The following is an 18,155-nucleotide window of genomic DNA, read 5'->3' on the forward strand; positions in this document are numbered from 1 at the left end:
TTAAGACTGCCCGTGTACATAGCCCATATTCAGCTGGCGTGCTTTCGCGATGCTCAATTGTCCGAGCTTAACTGGGCCATCACGGGGTTTATTGACGCCCTGCGCGACAATGGTCAGTTATTAGGACGAGAGTTCCCCACTCAAATGGTGGATGCTTGCTTTACCACTCGAGTGGTACTGCCTGCTAAAGATAGCCTTAACGGCATTTATGACTCGCCGTCGGTTAAGCATTGGCGACACACCTTAAACCAAGTGGGGTTAACTACCCCCCGGGTCAAAATCGACGGCATAGACCTGCACTCTGATCACAGTGACCAATGCCAACAACGCAACTGGCAGGTGCTGTTCACTAACTATTTAAGCAGTTGTTCACCGCTGCGTTGCGGTAATGATTTTGCCCCCATCCCCCTTTATACGCTGCCCCGACTTGGTGAACACGATTACCGACCAATATTGCGTTGGCAACAGGCTTGGGCGGCACTCGACGAACTGCAAATTCAAGGTACCTACAGCGCTGTAGAATCCCAAGCTCTGTTCGAACTGGGCTCAATTGACAGCGAACTGTTTGCTAAAGGTTATGCCATAGCGCAAAGCATAGAGCGCTTATCTGACACCCCAACCTATTACTACCTGTATCGCGTTGGCGGCGAGTCTTTAAGCCAGGAAAAACAACTAACCTGCCCTAAATGCAAAAGCGACTGGTTATTAGACCAGCCGCTTTTCGACGTATTCGATTTTAAATGCGACGCTTGTCGCTTGGTATCCAACCTGAGTTGGAACTTACAAGGTTCTTAATAAGGCTTGTGAGCGACAACAAAAAACGGCTGGACAATGCCAGCCGTTTTTTCACTATTAAGTATCGCTTATTGAGGCGCTACTTGAAGAGGCATGCTGTAGCAAGTTTGCTGGTCAGCTGATAGTACTAGCAACACATTATCAACTTTAAAATCAGTTGGGCTAAATTCGCAGGTACCAAGCGCAGCTCCGCTCGCAGCCGTCACTTCAAGCCTTTGATTAGCTTCAGCTTTTGCAACCGTAAATGGCGCCGAGATTAGGCCATCTTTTAAGTCTACGCTGGTGCCATTGAAGCTTACTTTACTTGGCGTTTTTAACTCAGTATCACTGTAGTCCGCTACGAAAACTCGCATGTTATCGCTGCTGGCAACCGCTTCTGGTGCGTCTTGAATCACTAAGCCCGCTTTGTCATTTTCATTTTGACCGTAAGCAATAATCAGCTTGTAATCGTCTTTACGCACTGAAATGTCTTTCGTTTCAATGGTTTTATTAGTACCAACATCTTCTAGCGCAAGTGATACCGTATGCTTATCACCACCGGCGTGAATGTTGATGTGTGAATTTTGATAAATTGAACTTTGATTTTTCTCACCATCGAACAATGGCTTCATGTTAGCACCAACAGCTGCATCGTATAGAGAGACCTGAGCACCTGTGTCGCCGTTCATCACCATGTTTACGGTTTGGAAATAAACAGTGTCGCCATCTACAATTCCTTGAACTTGGTCTTTAGCGTGGTCTAGCGCTTCTTTAGCATCGTCGCTGTTACAAGCAGATAGGGCTAAAACAGAAGCAACTACAGCGGCAATTTTCATGGTCTTGGTATTCATCATTAGGCTCTCTTAAATTCGTTTCAATGGGTTGACGATTTCAGTTTACGTAAATAACAAATTGTGAATGTGGAGCCATTTTCTTAAATTGTGTGAAGCGGACAACACAAAGTCGCTTAATTAGTCGGCAGTTGTGTTGAGGAAAGTTGACATGAGGTAGCGAACAACCGTAGCATTACCGCTATTCGGGCATTAGCGCAGTCTGGTAGCGCACCGTGCTGGGGGCGCGGTGGTCACAGGTTCAAATCCTGTATGCCCGACCAAACCAAAAAGCCCGCAATGAAAATTGCGGGCTTATTCTTTTTGTAGCCGAACTTGCGTTTTAGCCATTAAAACGAGTCGCCTTGTCTTTGTTCATTACATCTAAAGTAAAAACAATGGCAAATAAAGCGATAACTGCAAACATGATAATCTCCTGCCTCTCGGCGTTTAAGTTCCTAATTAAGTTGCACATATAATAACCAACAACGGTTGAATAGAGGCTGAACAAATCAGCCTGAAAGCTTAACCACAGCTGAATTTAGAGCAATTTGTACACACGCATAACTAAGACAGGAGATAAGGGTAAAAGGTTGGAATACTTAGATGCTATCCAGCTCTTCTTTTTGCCAGCAAGCTTGGCAAAATCCGGTTCGGCGTCCCTGAGAGAGCAGTAAATAACGGGCGGGCTTTTTGCATTCGCAATAGTATTTCTGCGAATAATGGGTAATCGAATGCGCCAGATCAATCAAATGAGCTGTTTTACCTCGATATTCTACTTTTTTGGTGTCAAACGCCAAATCCGTATTACCCAACAAAATTAAAAACCCTAATTCTAGCAAGATGCAGAGTAAAGAAAAACCGCTAAACCCAGTGGTTATTCTGTTCAATTTTTGGCAAAGTGAGCATTATGAATGGAATCATTAACTTTTGCTCTCGAACTCACGTCGAGTGTTTTTCCACCAGGCTACCCCTCTGGCAAGTTGTCGGGCTAGTTGCCGCCGGGCTATTGTGTACGCCATTAAGCGCTGCAGAATTCAAACTTGAGTTCGGAGGCTTTTATTCAGACTCCAACTCGAGCGTAGAGTTACCTCAGGGACAACGCTCCATTCGCTTAGATTTTGAAGACGACTTTAAGCTTAACGCTCGCGAAGCCGTCCCTATCGTTAGCTTTCAAACTCGCTTAAACAATCAACACAGAATATGGATAGAATACTTAGACCTTAAGCGTCGTGAAGCCGGCGACTTTAACGGTCCATCGTTCGATTATCACTATCAAGGGCAAACCTTACAGGGACGTTCAGGCAGTTTCATAGCGTCTCAATTAAACATTGAAATTGCATCGGCAAGCTATGGCTATCCGCTTCGGAATGAAGCAGAGTCGGAATTTGGTGTACTGGCTGGCTTGCACAGAATCAAAGTACGTTTTGGCCTCGATGGCCTATCCGCTATTTGTCCACCGGGTGCGAGTTGCCCGACAACCACTGAATCGGTGTCGGAATCATCGGCTCATCCACTGCTGAATATTGGCGTTTATGGCAGTTATCGAATTTATAAAGGCTGGGATCTCAGCGGCAGAGGACGAGTCTATGGCATTGATACCAGTAGCCTAAAAGGCCGCTTTTTCGATGTTAATGCCGGCCTTAACTATCAATTAATGCCTCGCTTGAACGCCTATTTCGGCTACAGTTACTTGCATTTTTCCAGTGAGCTTAGTTTTAACAGCCAGTCACCTAAGTTTGGTTATCGCTTCTTTGGCCCGGTGGCAACGCTCTCATTTCAATTCTAAAGGCTGTGACAAACTAAGCATTTCCAGCGATTAGAATTGGCTACTATAGCGAAAATTTTTTAGAGAGCGCTCACTATGTGGTATCGAGTCACAATCATCGTTTTAGCCTGTTTGTTGTTAGCCGCACACTTCCTGCGCTTTGACCATCTGCTGCTAACCGGCGTTAGTCTGTGTTTACCTTTGCTGTTGTTAGGCCGTAACCCCATTACCATTAGACTGCTGCAAGGCGCCTTAACTGTGGCTGCCATTGAGTGGACAATCTCTAGTTGGAGCCTAGTACAGCAACGTTTAGCCCTTGGCCAAGATTATATCCGCCTGAGCATTATTATGGCCTCGGTCATTGCCTTTACTTTGCTGGCAGTTAAGTTCAGTGGCGATCTAACAAAACGATTCAAAACCAACCGAAAGGAATAATTATTCCTAACTAAAATCAATTGGTTACCGAAAATTTATTCAGTACCAGTTCAGCTAGTGTGCTCTAGGATTGCTCTCGAACAAAACCTAAAAGTTACTTTGGAGAGAGTAAAATGAAAAAACTAACCTTAGCTGCACTTGCTACGTCAACTTGTCTAGCAGCCACCCCAGCATTAGCGACCGAGTTTTTTATTGGCGGTAATTTGGGCGTCCAACAAAACAGCTTTGACTATAAAACCCATAACATGTTGACACCTGCTCCGGCCAACGCCGACATTAATAGCGGCTCAACAAGCGAGCGTGATGGTTTTTATGAACTTAAGGCCGGTATGTACTTTGGCGATGCCACTCAGCACCGAGCAACTTTAAGCTACAGTGTTAACGATGGAAAAATCCATTCCCTCAACAACACTAAGTTCGAGCAACGCAACATCTTAGCCTCTTATGATTATCTGATTCCTTTATCAGCAGACAATCGCCTAAGCGCATTTATTGGTGCCACCATTGGTAGCGCCAACTCAAAAGTTCACACCGCTGACGTAGGTTCAAGTAATGACTTTGTTTACGGTGGCCAGGTTGGCTTAAACTACCGTGTAACCCAAGCCGTTAGCGCTGAACTAGGGTATCGCTACTTAAAGCAGGACTACTCGAGCAGCACCTTGCCAGAAGTCTCCCCTACTAGCTTCGACTACGCCGCTTTTGATATTAACAATAGCCAACAACTGTACTTAGGCGTTGATTACCGTTTTTAATTAGGCCGCTTAAGCCATGCTATCAAGGCACCGTTACGGTGCCTTTTTTATTCTCAGCAACAATTAAAAGGAACTCTTATTCCTGTTCAGTAGCGGTTAAGCATAAACCCGTAGACTCTCTAGTCATTCACACAGGCTCTGCGATTGACTGAGCTAACCTTAGCAAAATAAGAGAGTACAACCATGCGCGCTAACAAACCCCTAATAGCCCTTTTCGCCACGCTAGCTACCACCCCTGCCATAGCTACCGAATTTTTTATCGGTGCCACTGCTGGAAGTCAGGCAACAGAAGTAAAACTCGATAAGGATCGCACTCGCTCTAGCGACACCGCTTTAGGCCTTCGTGCCGGTGTTATTATTGCCGACAACCATCGCATTACCGGCAGCTATAGCCGTGCCGAGGGCATATACGATCCAAACAAAAAAGGCGATATGCGCAATCATAACATTCTGGCCTCTTACGACTATTTAGTTAATATCGGCGATACCCGTTTGAAATGGTTTGGTGGTGTGAGTGCTGGTGCCGGTGTATTCAAAGATGGCAGCCTTGGTAACGAAGCAAAAATGGCTTACGGCGTTCAAACCGGCTTGTCTTACAATTTTGATAATGGCATTAGCACTGAATTAGGTTACCGCTACCTAAAACACGACATGAAAGCCAAAGGCGCAAACACTGGCAGCACCTTAGCCATTGACAATACCCAACAGCTTTATGTAGGCATTGATTACCGCTTTTAATCGATAGCAAGCCTAGTTATAGAACAAGCCCATTTTCGATGGGCTTTTTGCGTTTTTGGTCATTTCTTATACCCATATTCAGGCAACATTAAGTTGTTGTTAGTTATAGTATCTACCTCGATTGGCAGAGCCTCGTAATCAGGCTACACTAGCATTGTAAAAATCAGAGGTTAGGAAACTATGAGAATTTTGGTCGTTGAAGATGATGCCATTTTATCGCATCACCTAAAGGTACAATTGGAAGACATGGGGAACATTGTACAAGTGGCCCCTAACGCGACTGAAGGCTTATACCAAGCCAGTAATTACCCGATCGAAATCGCCATCGTAGACTTAGGTTTGCCGGATCAAGACGGCATTACCCTCATTCAGCAAATTCGCGAAGCCGGCGTTAAAGCACCGATACTCATTCTAACCGCGCGAGTCAATTGGCAAGACAAAGTGGAAGGCTTAAACGCCGGTGCCGATGACTACCTGGTAAAACCGTTTCAAAAAGAAGAATTGGTGGCTCGCTTGAATGCCTTAGTGCGTCGCAGTGCCGGTTTTGTTAAAACCGTCATTACCTGCGAGCACTTAGAGCTCGATTTAGCCGCCAAGCAAGTAACCTTGTCTCAAGAGCCCATGGAAATTACCGCTTTTGAGTATCAAATTCTTGAATATTTGATGCGACATCATCAAGAAGTGGTGTCTAAGCAGCGACTGCTTGACGTGCTTTATGGCGATAAAGAAGGCGATCCGAACACCATTGAGGTCATGGTGTCCCGTTTGCGTAAAAAACTGACCAACGGCGGTCTTGATAATTCAATTGTCACCATCCGCGGCCAGGGCTACAAGTTTAATCGCTCATGCAACTAATACGCATGCTGCGCCCTAAGAAACGCCTGTTAACCCGGGTGTTTCTCACCTCTCTGTCCATCATTGCATTGGTGGGCTTTGGCCTAGCCATCATGGTGAATGAGCAGCACGTACAAAACAGTTACAACAAAGAAACCGCTAAGCTTATCGCGCAAATACCCAACGTTGCCGCCGAGTTAAGGGAACACGATTTAATTCCCGAAGACTCCACTTGGCTTGAAGAAAACAGCATTCGTAAGCAATATCTCATTGCGTCATGCTCCATTCATTACAATCAAGTGTGGACCTCAGCGAAAGCGGTTGAACTTGGCTTATTTGACACCTGTGAACGCTTTAATCTTATTCGCAACGAAGCCCCACCCTACTATGCCACCCTCGCCGACCAAAAAAATTACTTTCTTTATCTATTAGAAGTCGAGCTAGGCGGCCACCCTTATAACTTGCTGGTGATGAAAGATGCTGAGCAAATCGAACAAGAGTACAATAAGTTTTCCCGCAACACCTTTATCAAGCTCGCCATAGTATTGGCATTGGCTTTGGTGCTGATGATCCTTGCCAGCATTTGGGGAATGCAGCCATTGGTGAAAATGCAATCTGAGTTGCAACGCATCACCGAAGGTAAGCGCCGAGCGCTGTCGCCACAATACCCGGTGGAGCTTGATGGCGTTACACAAGCCGTGAACCAATTGCTGGAACAGTCCGACGCTCAGCAAAGTCGCTACCAAAATGCCATGAATGACCTGGCTCATAGCTTGAAAACTCGTCTTGCCGCAGTGCATGCCCTAATGGACGACAAGAATTTAGAACGCCATCAATTGATGGATGAAGTGATGAATCAAGTGGGGCAAATGGACTTGCTGGTTAAATATCAACTTAAGCGAGCCATGCTGGGTCGACAAGGCCTGCAGCACGAATCAACAGCGCTGTTGCCAATACTGGAGCAACTGGCCCCAATGTTGAACAAGGTCTATCAAGACAAGCAAGTCACTTATCAGCAACGAGTGGAGGCTGATGCCCTTTTCCCCGGCTCTAAAGGCGACATTATGGAGCTGCTTGGCAACTTAATGGAAAACGCCTTTAGACTGTGCATTAGCCAAGTCAGAGTCACAGCAAAGAGTGTTGATGAGCAGCTGATTTTGTGGGTGGAAGACGACGGTGAAGGGGTTGCTCCAGAGCTTAGAGACAAGATTTTAGAGCGAGGCGTACGCGCCGATACGCGCTCAGCCGGGCAAGGCATTGGTCTTGCGGTGTGTAACGAGATCGTCGCATCTTATAACGGCCGCATTACCATAGAAACCTCAGAGCTTGAAGGTGCCAAGTTCGAGATCCGCATTCCGATTAAATCGGAAAAAGTGTAAGCAATGCTCTGAAGCGCCTCGTCTCTATAGCCTTGCTTACCGCACAGCCTCGCTTTGACGATGACCTACAACCAGCCTTTTCTGCGGAAAAACAAATAGGTTCCCACGGCGCTGGCGAGCATCATGCCAATGGCCATTGGGTAGCCGTATTGCCAATCCAACTCCGGCATGTTCTCAAAGTTCATGCCGTAACTGCTGGCAATTACCGTCGGCGGTAAAAACACCACCGCGGCGACTGAGAAAATTTTAATGATTTTATTTTGCTGCAAACCACTTAAGCCAACCGCCGCATCCAGCAAAAAGTTCAGCTTGTCGAAAATGAACTGGCTGTGGGGCATCAGTGAGTCGACGTCCGCCAACATCTCTTTTAAATCTTTAACGTTATCTTCGCTTAAGACCTTACGGTAATAGCGGTTCATGTAACGCAGAGAACGCTGAGTATCCAGTAGGGTCAGTCGAATTTTACCGTTGGCGTCTTCTTGGAAAGTAATCAGCTTAAAAATATCGTCCAATTCTTCGGCGTTTAACGCTTGCTCACCGACGTTTTCCAATACCGTGTAAACGTCTTCAATTAAGTCCGACAAGTACTCCACTTTCAAATTAAACAGCTCTAAAAATAAATCCGGCGGCGTCATGTTTTCCAGTCGGCCCAAACGCAAATAGTTTCGCAGCAAACGCATCAAGCCCACGTCTTCTTCTCGTATGGTGAGCAAAAAGTCTTTACGTAAGTTGAAGGACACGTTAACGGTGCGCAGATCTTGCCCTACACGCTGTGGAAACAAGCTGTTGATGTGTAAGCCGTCTTTGTCGAGATAAAAACGCGCCGAGGCTTCAATTTCGTTAAAGTCGTCTTCTTCTGGTACTTCTTCGACAAAATAAGTAGCCAGCCACTGACGTTCATCGTCTTCTGGCTGAAAAACGTCTAACCACAGGGTTCCCTCGGGAATGGTATCACTGCAGGTTAATTGGGTGGTGTGTAGAATGTTGTCTTGATATTGATAGGCGGTAATCAATGGCTGTCTCCCAAGCGGGGGGTTGTATTAGTTAGCGCTTTCGTCGTTTGCTTGAGCAAGTTCGATGCGAACACTTTCTAAGGGCGATATGCGAATTTGCTGACCTTGTATGGTTACCATAGAGCTGGCCCCTATTTCACCTTTTCGAGCCAGAAACACTTGCGCATCACCGGTATTCGGATTGCTAATGGTTACTTGCATAATTTGTTGATTGTCATACCAATGCCAGCCAACAAACACCAGCGAGCCTATGATCAAAGCCCCCAAACACAAGGTCGCGTAAAACTTTAACAAAGCTTTACGGGATAACGCAGTAACATCGGCGGTTTTGTCCACCACTTCAACCGGCTTTCGCTGTTTTAATACAAACAGGCTCAATAGAATAACGATGACGGTTATTAGTAATTTGGTTAGCACAGGCTTATCTCAGGTATAGTTGGCTACAATTGCCAGTATACCCCTTAGGCAAAGAATTGTTAGCACTTGCAGTTAAGGTTTCGATTGAACACACAAAATTTCTTGGTCAGCAAGGTTAACGAGCTATCAAGACCACTGATTAATCGCTTTTATCAGGCTCATTACAAGCGCAGTAAGGCAAAATCTCACGACGTCGTTTATCAAATAAGCAGCGATGTTCGCGTGGGTGTGGTTCGATATGTCCCCATTAATGAGGTTTGGCTACTCAGAGGCTTAGTCATTGCCCCGGATTATCGCAATCTGGGCTTAGCCAGCAAACTGGTTATTAAAAGCCGCGAGCAGCACCTGCCCTGTTATCTTTTTTGCGACCGCACACTGGTGGATTTCTACAAACGCTGTGGCTTTGAGCTTTGCCAAGCCGAGGGCTTGCCAAGTGGGCTGTTGCAGCGCTTTTGTGGCTATAAAGCGCGTCAGCCAAAGCTGGTCGCTATGGCCTGCTTTAGCTGACATAAGGCTAACTGGCTAGATTTTCAAGCCGCCGTTAACTTCAATCACGGTGCCATTTACATAGTCATTTTCAACAATGTAACGGGCTGTGTGGGCAATTTCTTCGGCGAGGCCCAAGCGCCCTACCGGTACCATGTTCACCAATCGGTCCAACATTTGTGGCTTCATCGCCGCGGTCATTTCCGTTTCAATGACCCCAGGAGCAATGGCTACGCTGCGAATATTATGTCGCGCCAGCTCACTGGCCCAGGTGGTGGTCATTGCGGCAACCCCGGCTTTAGAGGCGGCATAATTTGACTGCCCCATGTTACCGGCGCGGGCAATGGACGACATGTTAATAATAAGCCCTTGCTGATTGCTTTTGATCATGGCTGCTGCGGCTTCTCGACCGCACAAAAACGAACCAACAAGATTCACGTTGATCACCGAGTTAAACTGGCTGAGCGACATTTTGTCGGTGATTTGGCCGTCTTTTGCTTTGACCAACATGCCATCGCGCAAAATACCGGCGTTATTGATTAACACGCTAATTTTGCCAAAATCTTCGAGGATGTAGTTAAAGGTATCGCTGATAAGCTCTTCGTCGGTAATGTCAACGCAATAGCCCTGCACTTCTGCACCGCTAGAACCAATATCACCCACCGCTTTGTTAAGCGCTTGCTCATCGGCATCAATGATTGCCAGCTTAGCACCGGCATTAGCAAAGCTCTCGGCCATGGCAAACCCCAGACCGCGGGCGCCTCCTGTGATAACGATAACGGATTCGTTCACCTGCATTTATACATCCTTACGTGCAAAATAATTAAAGATACTGGAAAAATCTGACGTGCCATTACCAGAACGAGCGTGTGCTTGGTATAAGCTACGGGCCAGCGCCCCCATGGGTGCCGAAGACTGGCTCGACAGCGCTGCTTGCGCCGCTAGGCCTAAGTCCTTCACCATCAAATTGGTCATAAAGCCACCTTGATAGTCGTTGCTCGCAGGTGTGCTCGGCATAACGCCAGGACAGGGATTATACTTTTCTAAGGCCCAGTTACCACCACTACTTACTTTCATGATTTCCGACAACACTTCAGGATCAAGGCCATTATCTATGCCCAGTTGCAAAGCTTCAGCCGTGCCAATCATCAACACCGCCAGCAGCTGGTTGTTGCAAATTTTCGCCACTTGCCCGGCACCACTGTCACCGGCATGAAACACGTTCGAGCCCATGGCATTTAACACCTCGGTTGCTCGCGCTATGGCCACTTCGCTACCGCCGCAAATGAAGGTCAACGTACCGGCAGCCGCTCCTGCGGTACCACCAGAAACCGGCGCATCCACAAACTCAAACCCCTGCGCTTTGGCCGCTGCAGCAACCGTTCGCGCAGAATCGGCATCAATGGTCGAACAATCAATCATTAACGCCCCAGAGCGTGCATGGCTAATAAGCCCCTGCTCGCCAAGGTATAAGGTGCGCACATGGCTGCCTGCAGGCAACATGGTGATGATAATATCAGCATCCACCACCGCTTGATTGGCGCTGCTCGCCTGAGTAGCACCTAACGCAACCAATGGGTCGATAGCCGCCTGAACCAAATCAAACACCGCGACCTGATGGCCAGCTTTAATTAGGTTAATGGCCATTGGCCCACCCATGTTGCCAAGGCCAATAAAAGCAACCTTACTCATAAGCCTCTCCTGTATTTTCTAAATCCGCTAATGGGTGCAAATGCGCCTCCCATGGCGATTGTACTAATTGTTGTACCGCAGCTTCTGGAATGTCTTGATAAGCTGCGTATTTAAAGCGTGGATTTTTGTCTTTATCAATGAGCAGCGCGCGTACGCCTTCGATAAAGTCACCGTAAGCAAGACAATGCAACGACATGGCCAACTCTTCTCGAAAACACGTCGCCAACGAGCGTTGCGACGAGCGACTCGCCTGCCAGTCAATAAGCGCTATCGACAGCGGACTGCCGCTTAGCAAGGTACGCTTGGCTTTAGATAGCCACTTTTGCTCGGTTTCTAAGGCATTAAAGCGCTCTAGAATATCGCTGATATTGCCCGCCATAAGCTCATCCACCAGCGACTGACTGTCCGCCAACACCGACGCCCTTGGCGCTATCGCACTACTGGCTGCTAAGCGTGTAATACAAGCGCGGGCAAGCTTATGGTTAAGTTGTTCGCTGTTTTCCCAAGGGCTTTGGGTAAGCGCTTCAAGCAGAGGTTGAAGCTGTTCATCCGCTAACTGATGATCCGCCAGCCCTAAGTACAAGGCGTCTTCTGCGGCAACGGTGTAACCGGTTAAGCCTAGGAACTTGCCCATTTGTCCCGGCATGTTAGCCAGAAAATAACTGGCTCCCACATCCGGATACAGCCCAATCGTGACTTCCGGCATCGCAATTCTCGAACTTGGAGTAACGATGCGATGACTGGCACCGGCCATTAGCCCTAAACCGCCGCCCATCACAAAGCCGGAACCCCACACAATAATGGGTTTTCGGTAGCTGTGAATCAGGTAGTCAAGGCGATATTCTTTAGCAAAAAACTCGCTGGCCCAGTCACTGACTTGGCCAGATGCATTGGCCGCGGCTTGATGCAGCGACACCACATCACCACCGGCACAAAAGGCTTTGTCGCCTTCGCCAGCGAGCACCACCGCCGCTAATTTTTCCTGACGCTGCCACTGCAGTAATTGCTCCAACAGTTGCTCGACCATGTCCAAATTTAAGGCATTAAGCGATTTGGGCGCGCTTAAGGTTGCCAACCCAATGACATGGCCATTACTGCAAGCTAATTCTTCAAATTTAACCATTAACTGACCCTTACAGTATTTCGCCAGCGTCTTGGGCTAATAAGCGACGAGCAACAATAAGTCGCATGATTTCATTGGTGCCTTCAAGAATTTGATGAACACGCACGTCTCGTACGTGACGCTCTAACGGGTACTCTCGAATGTAGCCGTAACCGCCGTGCAACTGCAGAGCTGCATCGCACACCTTCATGCCAATATCGGTAGCAAAGCGTTTCGCCATAGCACAATAAGCGGTTTTCTCTGGATCGTTTTCATCCAGCTTAAAGGCCGCTAATCGCACCAGCTGACGCGCCGCCACTAACTCGGTGGCCATGTCCGCTAACTTAAACTGCAAGGCTTGAAACGCGGCAATGGGCTTGCCAAACTGCTGGCGCTCTTGCATGTAGTCACGCGCTCTATCCAGAGCCGCTTGCGCCGTACCCAGTGAGCAACTGGCAATGTTAATGCGCCCGCCATCAAGGCCTTTCATGGCAATTTTAAAGCCTTCGCCTTCTTGCCCTAAACGATTAGCTTGAGGCACTCGTACCTTGTCAAAATTCACCTGCCGAGTAGGCTGAGCATTCCAGCCCATTTTTATTTCCGGCTTACCATAGCTAATACCGTCGCTGTCAGCCGGCACTGCGATTGCCGAAATACCGCCAGCACCGGGCCCGCCAGTACGTGCCATCACAATCAGAATATCCGTTTCACCAGCACCTGAGATGAACACCTTAGAGCCGGAAATTAAATAATCGTCGCCATCGGTAACAGCTTTAGTGGCCAAATTGGCAGCATCAGAGCCCGCACCGGCTTCGGTTAAGCAGTATGACGCCAACTTAGTGCCGCTGGTGAGCAATTCACCCCACTCCTGCACAAGCTGTGCTTGGCCAAAACTGGTAAGCATCCAGCTGGCCATGTTGTGAATGGTAAGCATGGCGGTGGTGGCGGTACAGCCGGTGGAGAGTTGCTCAAAGATAATGGACGAATCCAGTCTCGAAAGCGCCATTCCGCCGGCATGTTCCGGCGAGTAAAGCCCGCAAAAGCCCAGCTCACCGGCTTGACTGATCACTTCCTTAGGGAAGATGTGATGTTCGTCCCAATGACCGGCATTGGGCGCCAATTCGCTGTCAGCAAACTGACGGGCCGCTTCAGCAAACGCCTGCTGATCTTCGGTTAAATTGAAATTCATGGCGTACTCCTTACTACTTAAGCGCTATGGTCATGTTGGGTGCGGTATCAATGTCTTCTTCAAACCAACGGGCAGTAATGGTCTTGGTTTCGCTGTAAAATCTGACCGCTTGCTTGCCATAGGCGTGTTGATCACCATAAAAGCTGCCTTTCCAACCGGTGAACGAGAAGAAAGGTAATGGCACTGGAATCGGAATGTTAATCCCCACCTGACCCACTTCAACTTCGTGTTGGTACTTGCGAGCCGCTGCGCCGCTGGCGGTAAAGATGGAGGTGCCGTTGCCATAAGGTGATGCATTCACTAACGCAATAGCTTCTTCTAAGGTATCCACTTCAATGCAGCACAATACTGGGCCAAAAATCTCTTCTTGATAAATGCTCATCGACGGCGTGACTTTAGAGAACACGGTTGGGCCAACCCAGTTGCCCGACTCATAACCGTCAACGGTGAAGTTTGAGCCGTCTACTAAGCAGTCGGCGCCTTGTTGCTTACCTTCTTCAATAAGAGACAGCACTCGCGCTTTCGCCGCCGGTGAAATTAATGGGCCGTAGCCGGCATCCGGATCATCCCACAAGCCAGGTTTGACTTTGCCAATTTCAGCGGCCACTTCGTCAATCCATTGCTTTGAGCTGCCCACAAACACCGCTACCGAAATCGCCATACAACGCTGGCCTGCCGCGCCTACAGACGCCCCAACCAGGTTATTGATAACTTGTTTCTTGTTAGCGTCAGGCATAATCACCGAGTGGTTTTTAGCACCGGCAAAGGCTTGTACCCGCTTAAGGTTATCGGTACCGGTTTTGTAAACGTATTGGCCAACCCCAACCGAGCCCACAAACGAAATGGCTTTAATGTCTGGATGAGTCAGCAAAATATCTACGGCGGTTTTGTCGCCATGAACCAACTGCAGCACTCCTTTCGGTGCGCCCGCTATTTCAAAGAGCTCAACTAAGCGTTGTGGCGTCATTGGATCTTGCTCTGACGGTTTTAAAACAAAGGTATTACCGCAAGCAATGGCAATTGGGAACATCCATAACGGGATCATCGCTGGAAAGTTAAACGGCGTAATACCGGCACAAACCCCCAAAGGTTGGGTGTAGCTGTAGGTATCAATGGCTCGTGCGACGTTTTCAACCGTCTCGCCCATGGACAAACTGGCAACGTTACAAGCGTGCTCAGCCACTTCAATGCCGCGCCAAACATCGCCTTTGGCGTCTTCAAAGGTTTTACCGGTTTCTTTGGCAAGAATTTCGGCCAATTCATCGTGATGCTCTTTAAGCAAAGCTTGGTAGCGCAACATCACCCGGGCGCGCTCAGATACCGGCGTTTCTTTCCAGCTGTCAAAGGCTTTTTTGGCACTGGCGATGGCCGCTTCTACTTCGCTGTCTTGAGCGCAATTCACCACGGCGATGGCTTCATTGTTAGCCGGATTGGTCACCGTAATTTGACGACTGCCTTCACCTAAAACAAACTGGCCGTCGATATAATGTGAGACTTGTTTCATTGAATCTTCCTAAGCCTTTATAGGCGTATTGTTATTATTGTATTCGTTGTTGTATTCGTTGTTGTTTAAACCGTTAACGCGATTGCGGTCGCTTCGCCACCACCAATACACAAAGAGGCCACACCTCGGTGTAAGCCACGGGCTTTAAGTGCATGAATAAGAGTGACAATTAAGCGCGCGCCAGAGCAGCCAATAGGATGCCCCAAAGCACAGGCACCGCCGTTTACGTTCACTTTAGCGCCATCGAGCTTAAGCTCTTGAATGGCCAGCATGGTGACCATGGCAAAGGCTTCGTTAATTTCAAACAAATCGACGTCTGACGCTTGCCAGCCCACTTGCTCAAGCAAGCCATTAACCGCACCGACGGGGGCAATGGTAAATTCTTCTGGCTTTTGCGAATGGGTGCTATGGCCTTCAATGGTTGCCAATATGGTTAACCCTTGTTGCTTAGCCGCTTCTTCGCTCATGAGCACTAATGCCGCAGCGCCATCGGATATCGAACTGGAATTAGCGGCGGTAATGGTGCCGTCTTTAGTAAACGCTGGACGCAATTGCGGAATTTTCTCAGGGCGGGCGTTCCCAGGCTGCTCATCGACCTCTATCGTGACCTCGCCTTTGCGCGTCGAGAAGGTCACTGGCGTAATTTCGTCACTGAAGGCACCGCTTTCAATAGCGGCATTGGCACGACGCAGGCTCTCCAGAGCATAGTCATCCATGTGCTCGCGACCAAGGCCATAATCGTCCGCTGTTTTTTGAGCAAAGCTGCCCATGGCACCGCCGGTGTAGGCATCTTCTAAGCCATCTAAAAACATGTGATCCAATACTTTGCCGTGGCCCATGCGCATGCCACCGCGAGCTTTATCAAGCAAATAAGGCGCTAAACTCATGCTTTCCATGCCACCGGCAACAACCGTTGTTGCACTGCCGGCTTTAATCAAGTCGTGGGCTAACATGGTGGTTTTCATACCCGAGCCACACACCTTGTTGACTGTGGTGGCGCCCACACTAATATCCAGTCCCGCTTTCAAGCTTGCTTGACGCGCCGGCGCTTGTCCTTGTCCTGCGGGGAGCACGCAGCCCATCAGCACTTCATCAACCTGAGTTGACGACAAATTGGCTTGCTGCATGGCAGCTTTAATGGCTTGAGCCCCTAAATCTGTAGCAGGGACAGAAGATAGGCTGCCTTGAAAGCCGCCCATAGCCGTGCGTTTTGCAGCAACAATTACTACCTTTGACATGATGGTTTCCTTCGAAATTTTGGCCATTTTTGTTATTCGTATCACACAATGACGTTTACGCAAACGTAAAGCAAGTATTTAATACAAAGTCTGACCACAAAATGTGTGAAGGGTTGTTGCTATAAGTTGACAGTAGTAATGAAGAGTCGCTATTGCTCTTCCCAAGGGGTAATGCCTTGGATGGATTCGGTTTCCAAGTTGTAAGGGGTTAACTGATAAACGTAATAATTAAGCCAATTGCTAATGAGCAAATTGGCGTGGCTGTGCCAGCGACCAATGGGGGCTTGGCTGGGGTCATCGTTGCTAAAGTAGTTTTTAGGAAGCGTCGGTTGCAAGCCAGCGCTTAAATCGCGCTCATACTCAAAAGCCAAGGTGTCTCTTTGGTATTCAGGATGGCCAATCACAAACAAATTACGATTATCTTTTGAAATCACCAAATACGCCCCAACCTCTTTGGAGCTGGCCAATACCGTTAATTCTGGATGGTCTTGTAATTCCTGAAGCGACATTTCGGCATAGCGTGAATGAGGCGCAAAGAAACGATCGTCAAAGCCTCGTAATAATGGCACGTGCTGTTGAACCCGCTCATGTTCAAACACCCCTGAGCGTTTTTCGTCCATAATGCGGCGCTTTAAATCATAAAGATGATAAAAACCTGCATGGGCGGCCCAACATAAGAACAATACCGAAGTACAGTGCTGCTGACTCCAGTCCATAATTTGCTGAATTTTGCCCCAGTAACTGACTTCGGTGAAATCTAACTGGCCTAATGGAGCGCCGGTGATGATCAAGCCATCGTAGTTTTGTTCGCTGATTTCATCAAAATCGCGATAAAACGCGTTCATGTGATCCATGGGCGTGTGTTTGGAAGCTTTGTCGTGAATGCGCATTAAATCGACGTTAACCTGCAAAGGCGTGTTACTGAGCATTCTGAGCAATTGAGTTTCTGTCTCAATTTTGTTGGGCATTAAATTCAAGATCAACACCTTCATGGGGCGGATATCCTGATTCGCAGCTCGGGTTTCCGACATCACGAAAATATTTTCTTCGGTGAGAATTTCGGCAGCAGGTAAATGATCAGGAATTCGTACAGGCATAAAGGCATCGGCGTCATCAGTAACTAATGAGAGTATAATACACTAGGCATTTTGGATGTCTACACTTCTAGACGTCATAAACATCTGAGTGGTTATCGTTTTCTTTGCCACAATTTGCGGTACACTCTAGCCATTGTCTTCTAATCGTTTGTTCAACATGTCACAAACCACCGCAATCATTTTTGGTGCCAGTTCTGCCTTAAGTCAGCAGTTGGCCTTGCAGCTTGCCGCTGAAAACGTTCGGCTAGGGCTTATTGCGCCTGAGCTTGACTCCCTTAATGAACTGAAGAGCCAATTGCCTGACAACACCTTGTATCAACAGGTGGATATTAACAGCCCTCAATCCATAGCCGACACCATAGAGCAGTTATGGCAACAGCTTGAAGGGGTTCATTTAGTCATCGTCAATACCGGCTTAAACGCCTACCACCCCAAACTGCCTTGGCAAATCGACCAAGACATCATTGACGTCAACGTGGTTGGATTCAGCCGCGCTTGTCATAAAGCCTTTGAGCTATTTAGCGACCAGGGCTACGGCCAATTAGCCGCGATTAACTCCGTCTCTGGCGTTCGCGGCGGTCCGGCCATGGCGTTTCATGCATCTAAAGCCTATGCCAGCAACTACCTTGAAGGCATGCGCATGCACGCCCAACGGCTTAAGTTGGGCGTTACTATTAGCGACATACAATTAGGGCAGTTCGACAAGTTTGCCCAGCAAGGACGTACATTGTGGCTATCACCACTGCCTGTGGTTGCGGCGCAAATATTAGCGGGATTAAAGAAAGGAAAAGCCAAGTTTTACGTTACCCGACGCTGGCGATTGGTGGCGTGGATGTTTACCTTACTGCCGGGCTACATCTATAACACCCGGCGCTGGAATAAGAAGACCAAAGACTAACAGTCGAAA

19 protein-coding genes and 1 tRNA gene are annotated in these 18,155 nt (G+C 48.0%); 10 read left to right on the top strand and 10 right to left on the bottom strand.

All coding sequences use genetic code 11. From position 1 onward, the window contains the following. Window positions 1-12 precede the first annotated feature (12 nt). Window positions 13-795 carry a Zn-ribbon-containing protein gene (locus tag CLC91_RS06760; RefSeq protein ID WP_095500186.1) on the top strand — a complete coding sequence of 261 codons (783 nt, stop codon included), beginning with the start codon at window positions 13-15 and terminating at the stop codon, window positions 793-795. 68 nt (window positions 796-863) lie between these two features. Here CLC91_RS06760 and CLC91_RS06765 read toward each other — a convergent pair whose 3' ends face one another. Beyond that, on the bottom strand, window positions 864-1,628 hold the full coding sequence (locus CLC91_RS06765; RefSeq protein ID WP_095498175.1) for a hypothetical protein: 765 nt from the start codon (window positions 1,626-1,628) through the stop codon (window positions 864-866). A gap of 183 nt (window positions 1,629-1,811) precedes the next feature. Between CLC91_RS06765 and CLC91_RS06770 the strand changes: the two genes are divergently transcribed. From CLC91_RS06770 to CLC91_RS06805, 7 genes are all read left to right on the top strand, one after another. Beyond that, window positions 1,812-1,888 (top strand) — tRNA-Pro (locus tag CLC91_RS06770). Between the two features lie 626 nt (window positions 1,889-2,514). Next, window positions 2,515-3,393 carry a hypothetical protein gene (locus tag CLC91_RS06780; RefSeq protein WP_095500187.1) on the top strand — a complete coding sequence of 293 codons (879 nt, stop codon included), beginning with the start codon at window positions 2,515-2,517 and terminating at the stop codon, window positions 3,391-3,393. A gap of 75 nt (window positions 3,394-3,468) precedes the next feature. After that, window positions 3,469-3,807 carry a hypothetical protein gene (locus CLC91_RS06785; RefSeq protein ID WP_095500188.1) on the top strand — a complete coding sequence of 113 codons (339 nt, stop codon included), beginning with the start codon at window positions 3,469-3,471 and terminating at the stop codon, window positions 3,805-3,807. Window positions 3,808-3,920: 113 nt separating this feature from the next. Beyond that, a complete protein-coding gene (locus CLC91_RS06790) occupies window positions 3,921-4,559 on the top strand; it encodes an outer membrane beta-barrel protein (RefSeq protein WP_095498179.1) in 639 nt (212 codons plus the stop codon). Between the two features lie 183 nt (window positions 4,560-4,742). Continuing rightward, entirely contained in the window at window positions 4,743-5,297 is a 555-nt protein-coding gene (locus CLC91_RS06795; protein ID WP_095498180.1) for an outer membrane beta-barrel protein, read from the top strand. A gap of 180 nt (window positions 5,298-5,477) precedes the next feature. After that, complete coding sequence (locus CLC91_RS06800; protein WP_095498181.1) at window positions 5,478-6,152, top strand: response regulator; 675 nt, start codon at window positions 5,478-5,480, stop codon at window positions 6,150-6,152. Further along, window positions 6,143-7,510 (top strand): ATP-binding protein, encoded by a 1,368-nt coding sequence (locus CLC91_RS06805; RefSeq protein ID WP_095498182.1) that lies wholly within the window; start codon window positions 6,143-6,145, stop codon window positions 7,508-7,510. Before CLC91_RS06800 ends, CLC91_RS06805 begins: the two co-directional genes overlap by 10 nt. 65 nt (window positions 7,511-7,575) lie before the next feature. Here the strand turns inward: CLC91_RS06805 and corA are convergent, their stop codons facing one another. Then, entirely contained in the window at window positions 7,576-8,523 is a 948-nt protein-coding gene (gene corA / locus CLC91_RS06810) for a magnesium/cobalt transporter CorA (RefSeq protein WP_095498183.1), read from the bottom strand. Window positions 8,524-8,550: 27 nt separating this feature from the next. Then, window positions 8,551-8,940, bottom strand: coding sequence for a hypothetical protein (locus tag CLC91_RS06815; RefSeq protein ID WP_095498184.1), 390 nt, complete (start codon window positions 8,938-8,940; stop codon window positions 8,551-8,553). 84 nt (window positions 8,941-9,024) lie between these two features. Between CLC91_RS06815 and CLC91_RS06820 the strand changes: the two genes are divergently transcribed. Continuing rightward, entirely contained in the window at window positions 9,025-9,447 is a 423-nt protein-coding gene (locus CLC91_RS06820; protein WP_158220710.1) for a GNAT family N-acetyltransferase, read from the top strand. Window positions 9,448-9,462: 15 nt separating this feature from the next. Here the strand turns inward: CLC91_RS06820 and CLC91_RS06825 are convergent, their stop codons facing one another. From CLC91_RS06825 to metA, 7 genes are all read right to left on the bottom strand, one after another. Beyond that, window positions 9,463-10,224, bottom strand: a complete 762-nt coding sequence (locus tag CLC91_RS06825; protein WP_095498186.1) for an SDR family oxidoreductase — start codon at window positions 10,222-10,224, stop codon at window positions 9,463-9,465. Beyond that, complete coding sequence (mmsB, locus tag CLC91_RS06830; RefSeq protein ID WP_095500189.1) at window positions 10,225-11,118, bottom strand: 3-hydroxyisobutyrate dehydrogenase; 894 nt, start codon at window positions 11,116-11,118, stop codon at window positions 10,225-10,227. Further along, window positions 11,111-12,241, bottom strand: coding sequence for an enoyl-CoA hydratase/isomerase family protein (locus CLC91_RS06835; protein WP_095500190.1), 1,131 nt, complete (start codon window positions 12,239-12,241; stop codon window positions 11,111-11,113). Before CLC91_RS06835 ends, mmsB begins: the two co-directional genes overlap by 8 nt. A gap of 10 nt (window positions 12,242-12,251) precedes the next feature. Beyond that, window positions 12,252-13,409: an acyl-CoA dehydrogenase family protein gene (locus CLC91_RS06840; RefSeq protein ID WP_095498189.1), complete on the bottom strand. Its 1,158-nt coding sequence runs from the start codon at window positions 13,407-13,409 to the stop codon at window positions 12,252-12,254. A gap of 13 nt (window positions 13,410-13,422) precedes the next feature. Next, on the bottom strand, window positions 13,423-14,913 hold the full coding sequence (locus CLC91_RS06845; RefSeq protein ID WP_095498190.1) for a CoA-acylating methylmalonate-semialdehyde dehydrogenase: 1,491 nt from the start codon (window positions 14,911-14,913) through the stop codon (window positions 13,423-13,425). A 65-nt stretch (window positions 14,914-14,978) separates the two neighbouring features. Then, window positions 14,979-16,151: a thiolase family protein gene (locus CLC91_RS06850; RefSeq protein ID WP_179287543.1), complete on the bottom strand. Its 1,173-nt coding sequence runs from the start codon at window positions 16,149-16,151 to the stop codon at window positions 14,979-14,981. Window positions 16,152-16,300: 149 nt separating this feature from the next. Continuing rightward, a complete protein-coding gene (gene metA, locus CLC91_RS06855; protein WP_095500191.1) occupies window positions 16,301-17,248 on the bottom strand; it encodes a homoserine O-acetyltransferase MetA in 948 nt (315 codons plus the stop codon). A 157-nt stretch (window positions 17,249-17,405) separates the two neighbouring features. Between metA and CLC91_RS06860 the strand changes: the two genes are divergently transcribed. Further along, entirely contained in the window at window positions 17,406-18,146 is a 741-nt protein-coding gene (locus CLC91_RS06860; RefSeq protein ID WP_095498193.1) for an SDR family NAD(P)-dependent oxidoreductase, read from the top strand. Window positions 18,147-18,155: the final 9 nt, after the last annotated feature.

This window comes from Paraferrimonas haliotis (genome assembly GCF_002282895.1).
In the GTDB taxonomy this organism is placed as follows: domain Bacteria; phylum Pseudomonadota; class Gammaproteobacteria; order Enterobacterales; family Shewanellaceae; genus Paraferrimonas; species Paraferrimonas haliotis.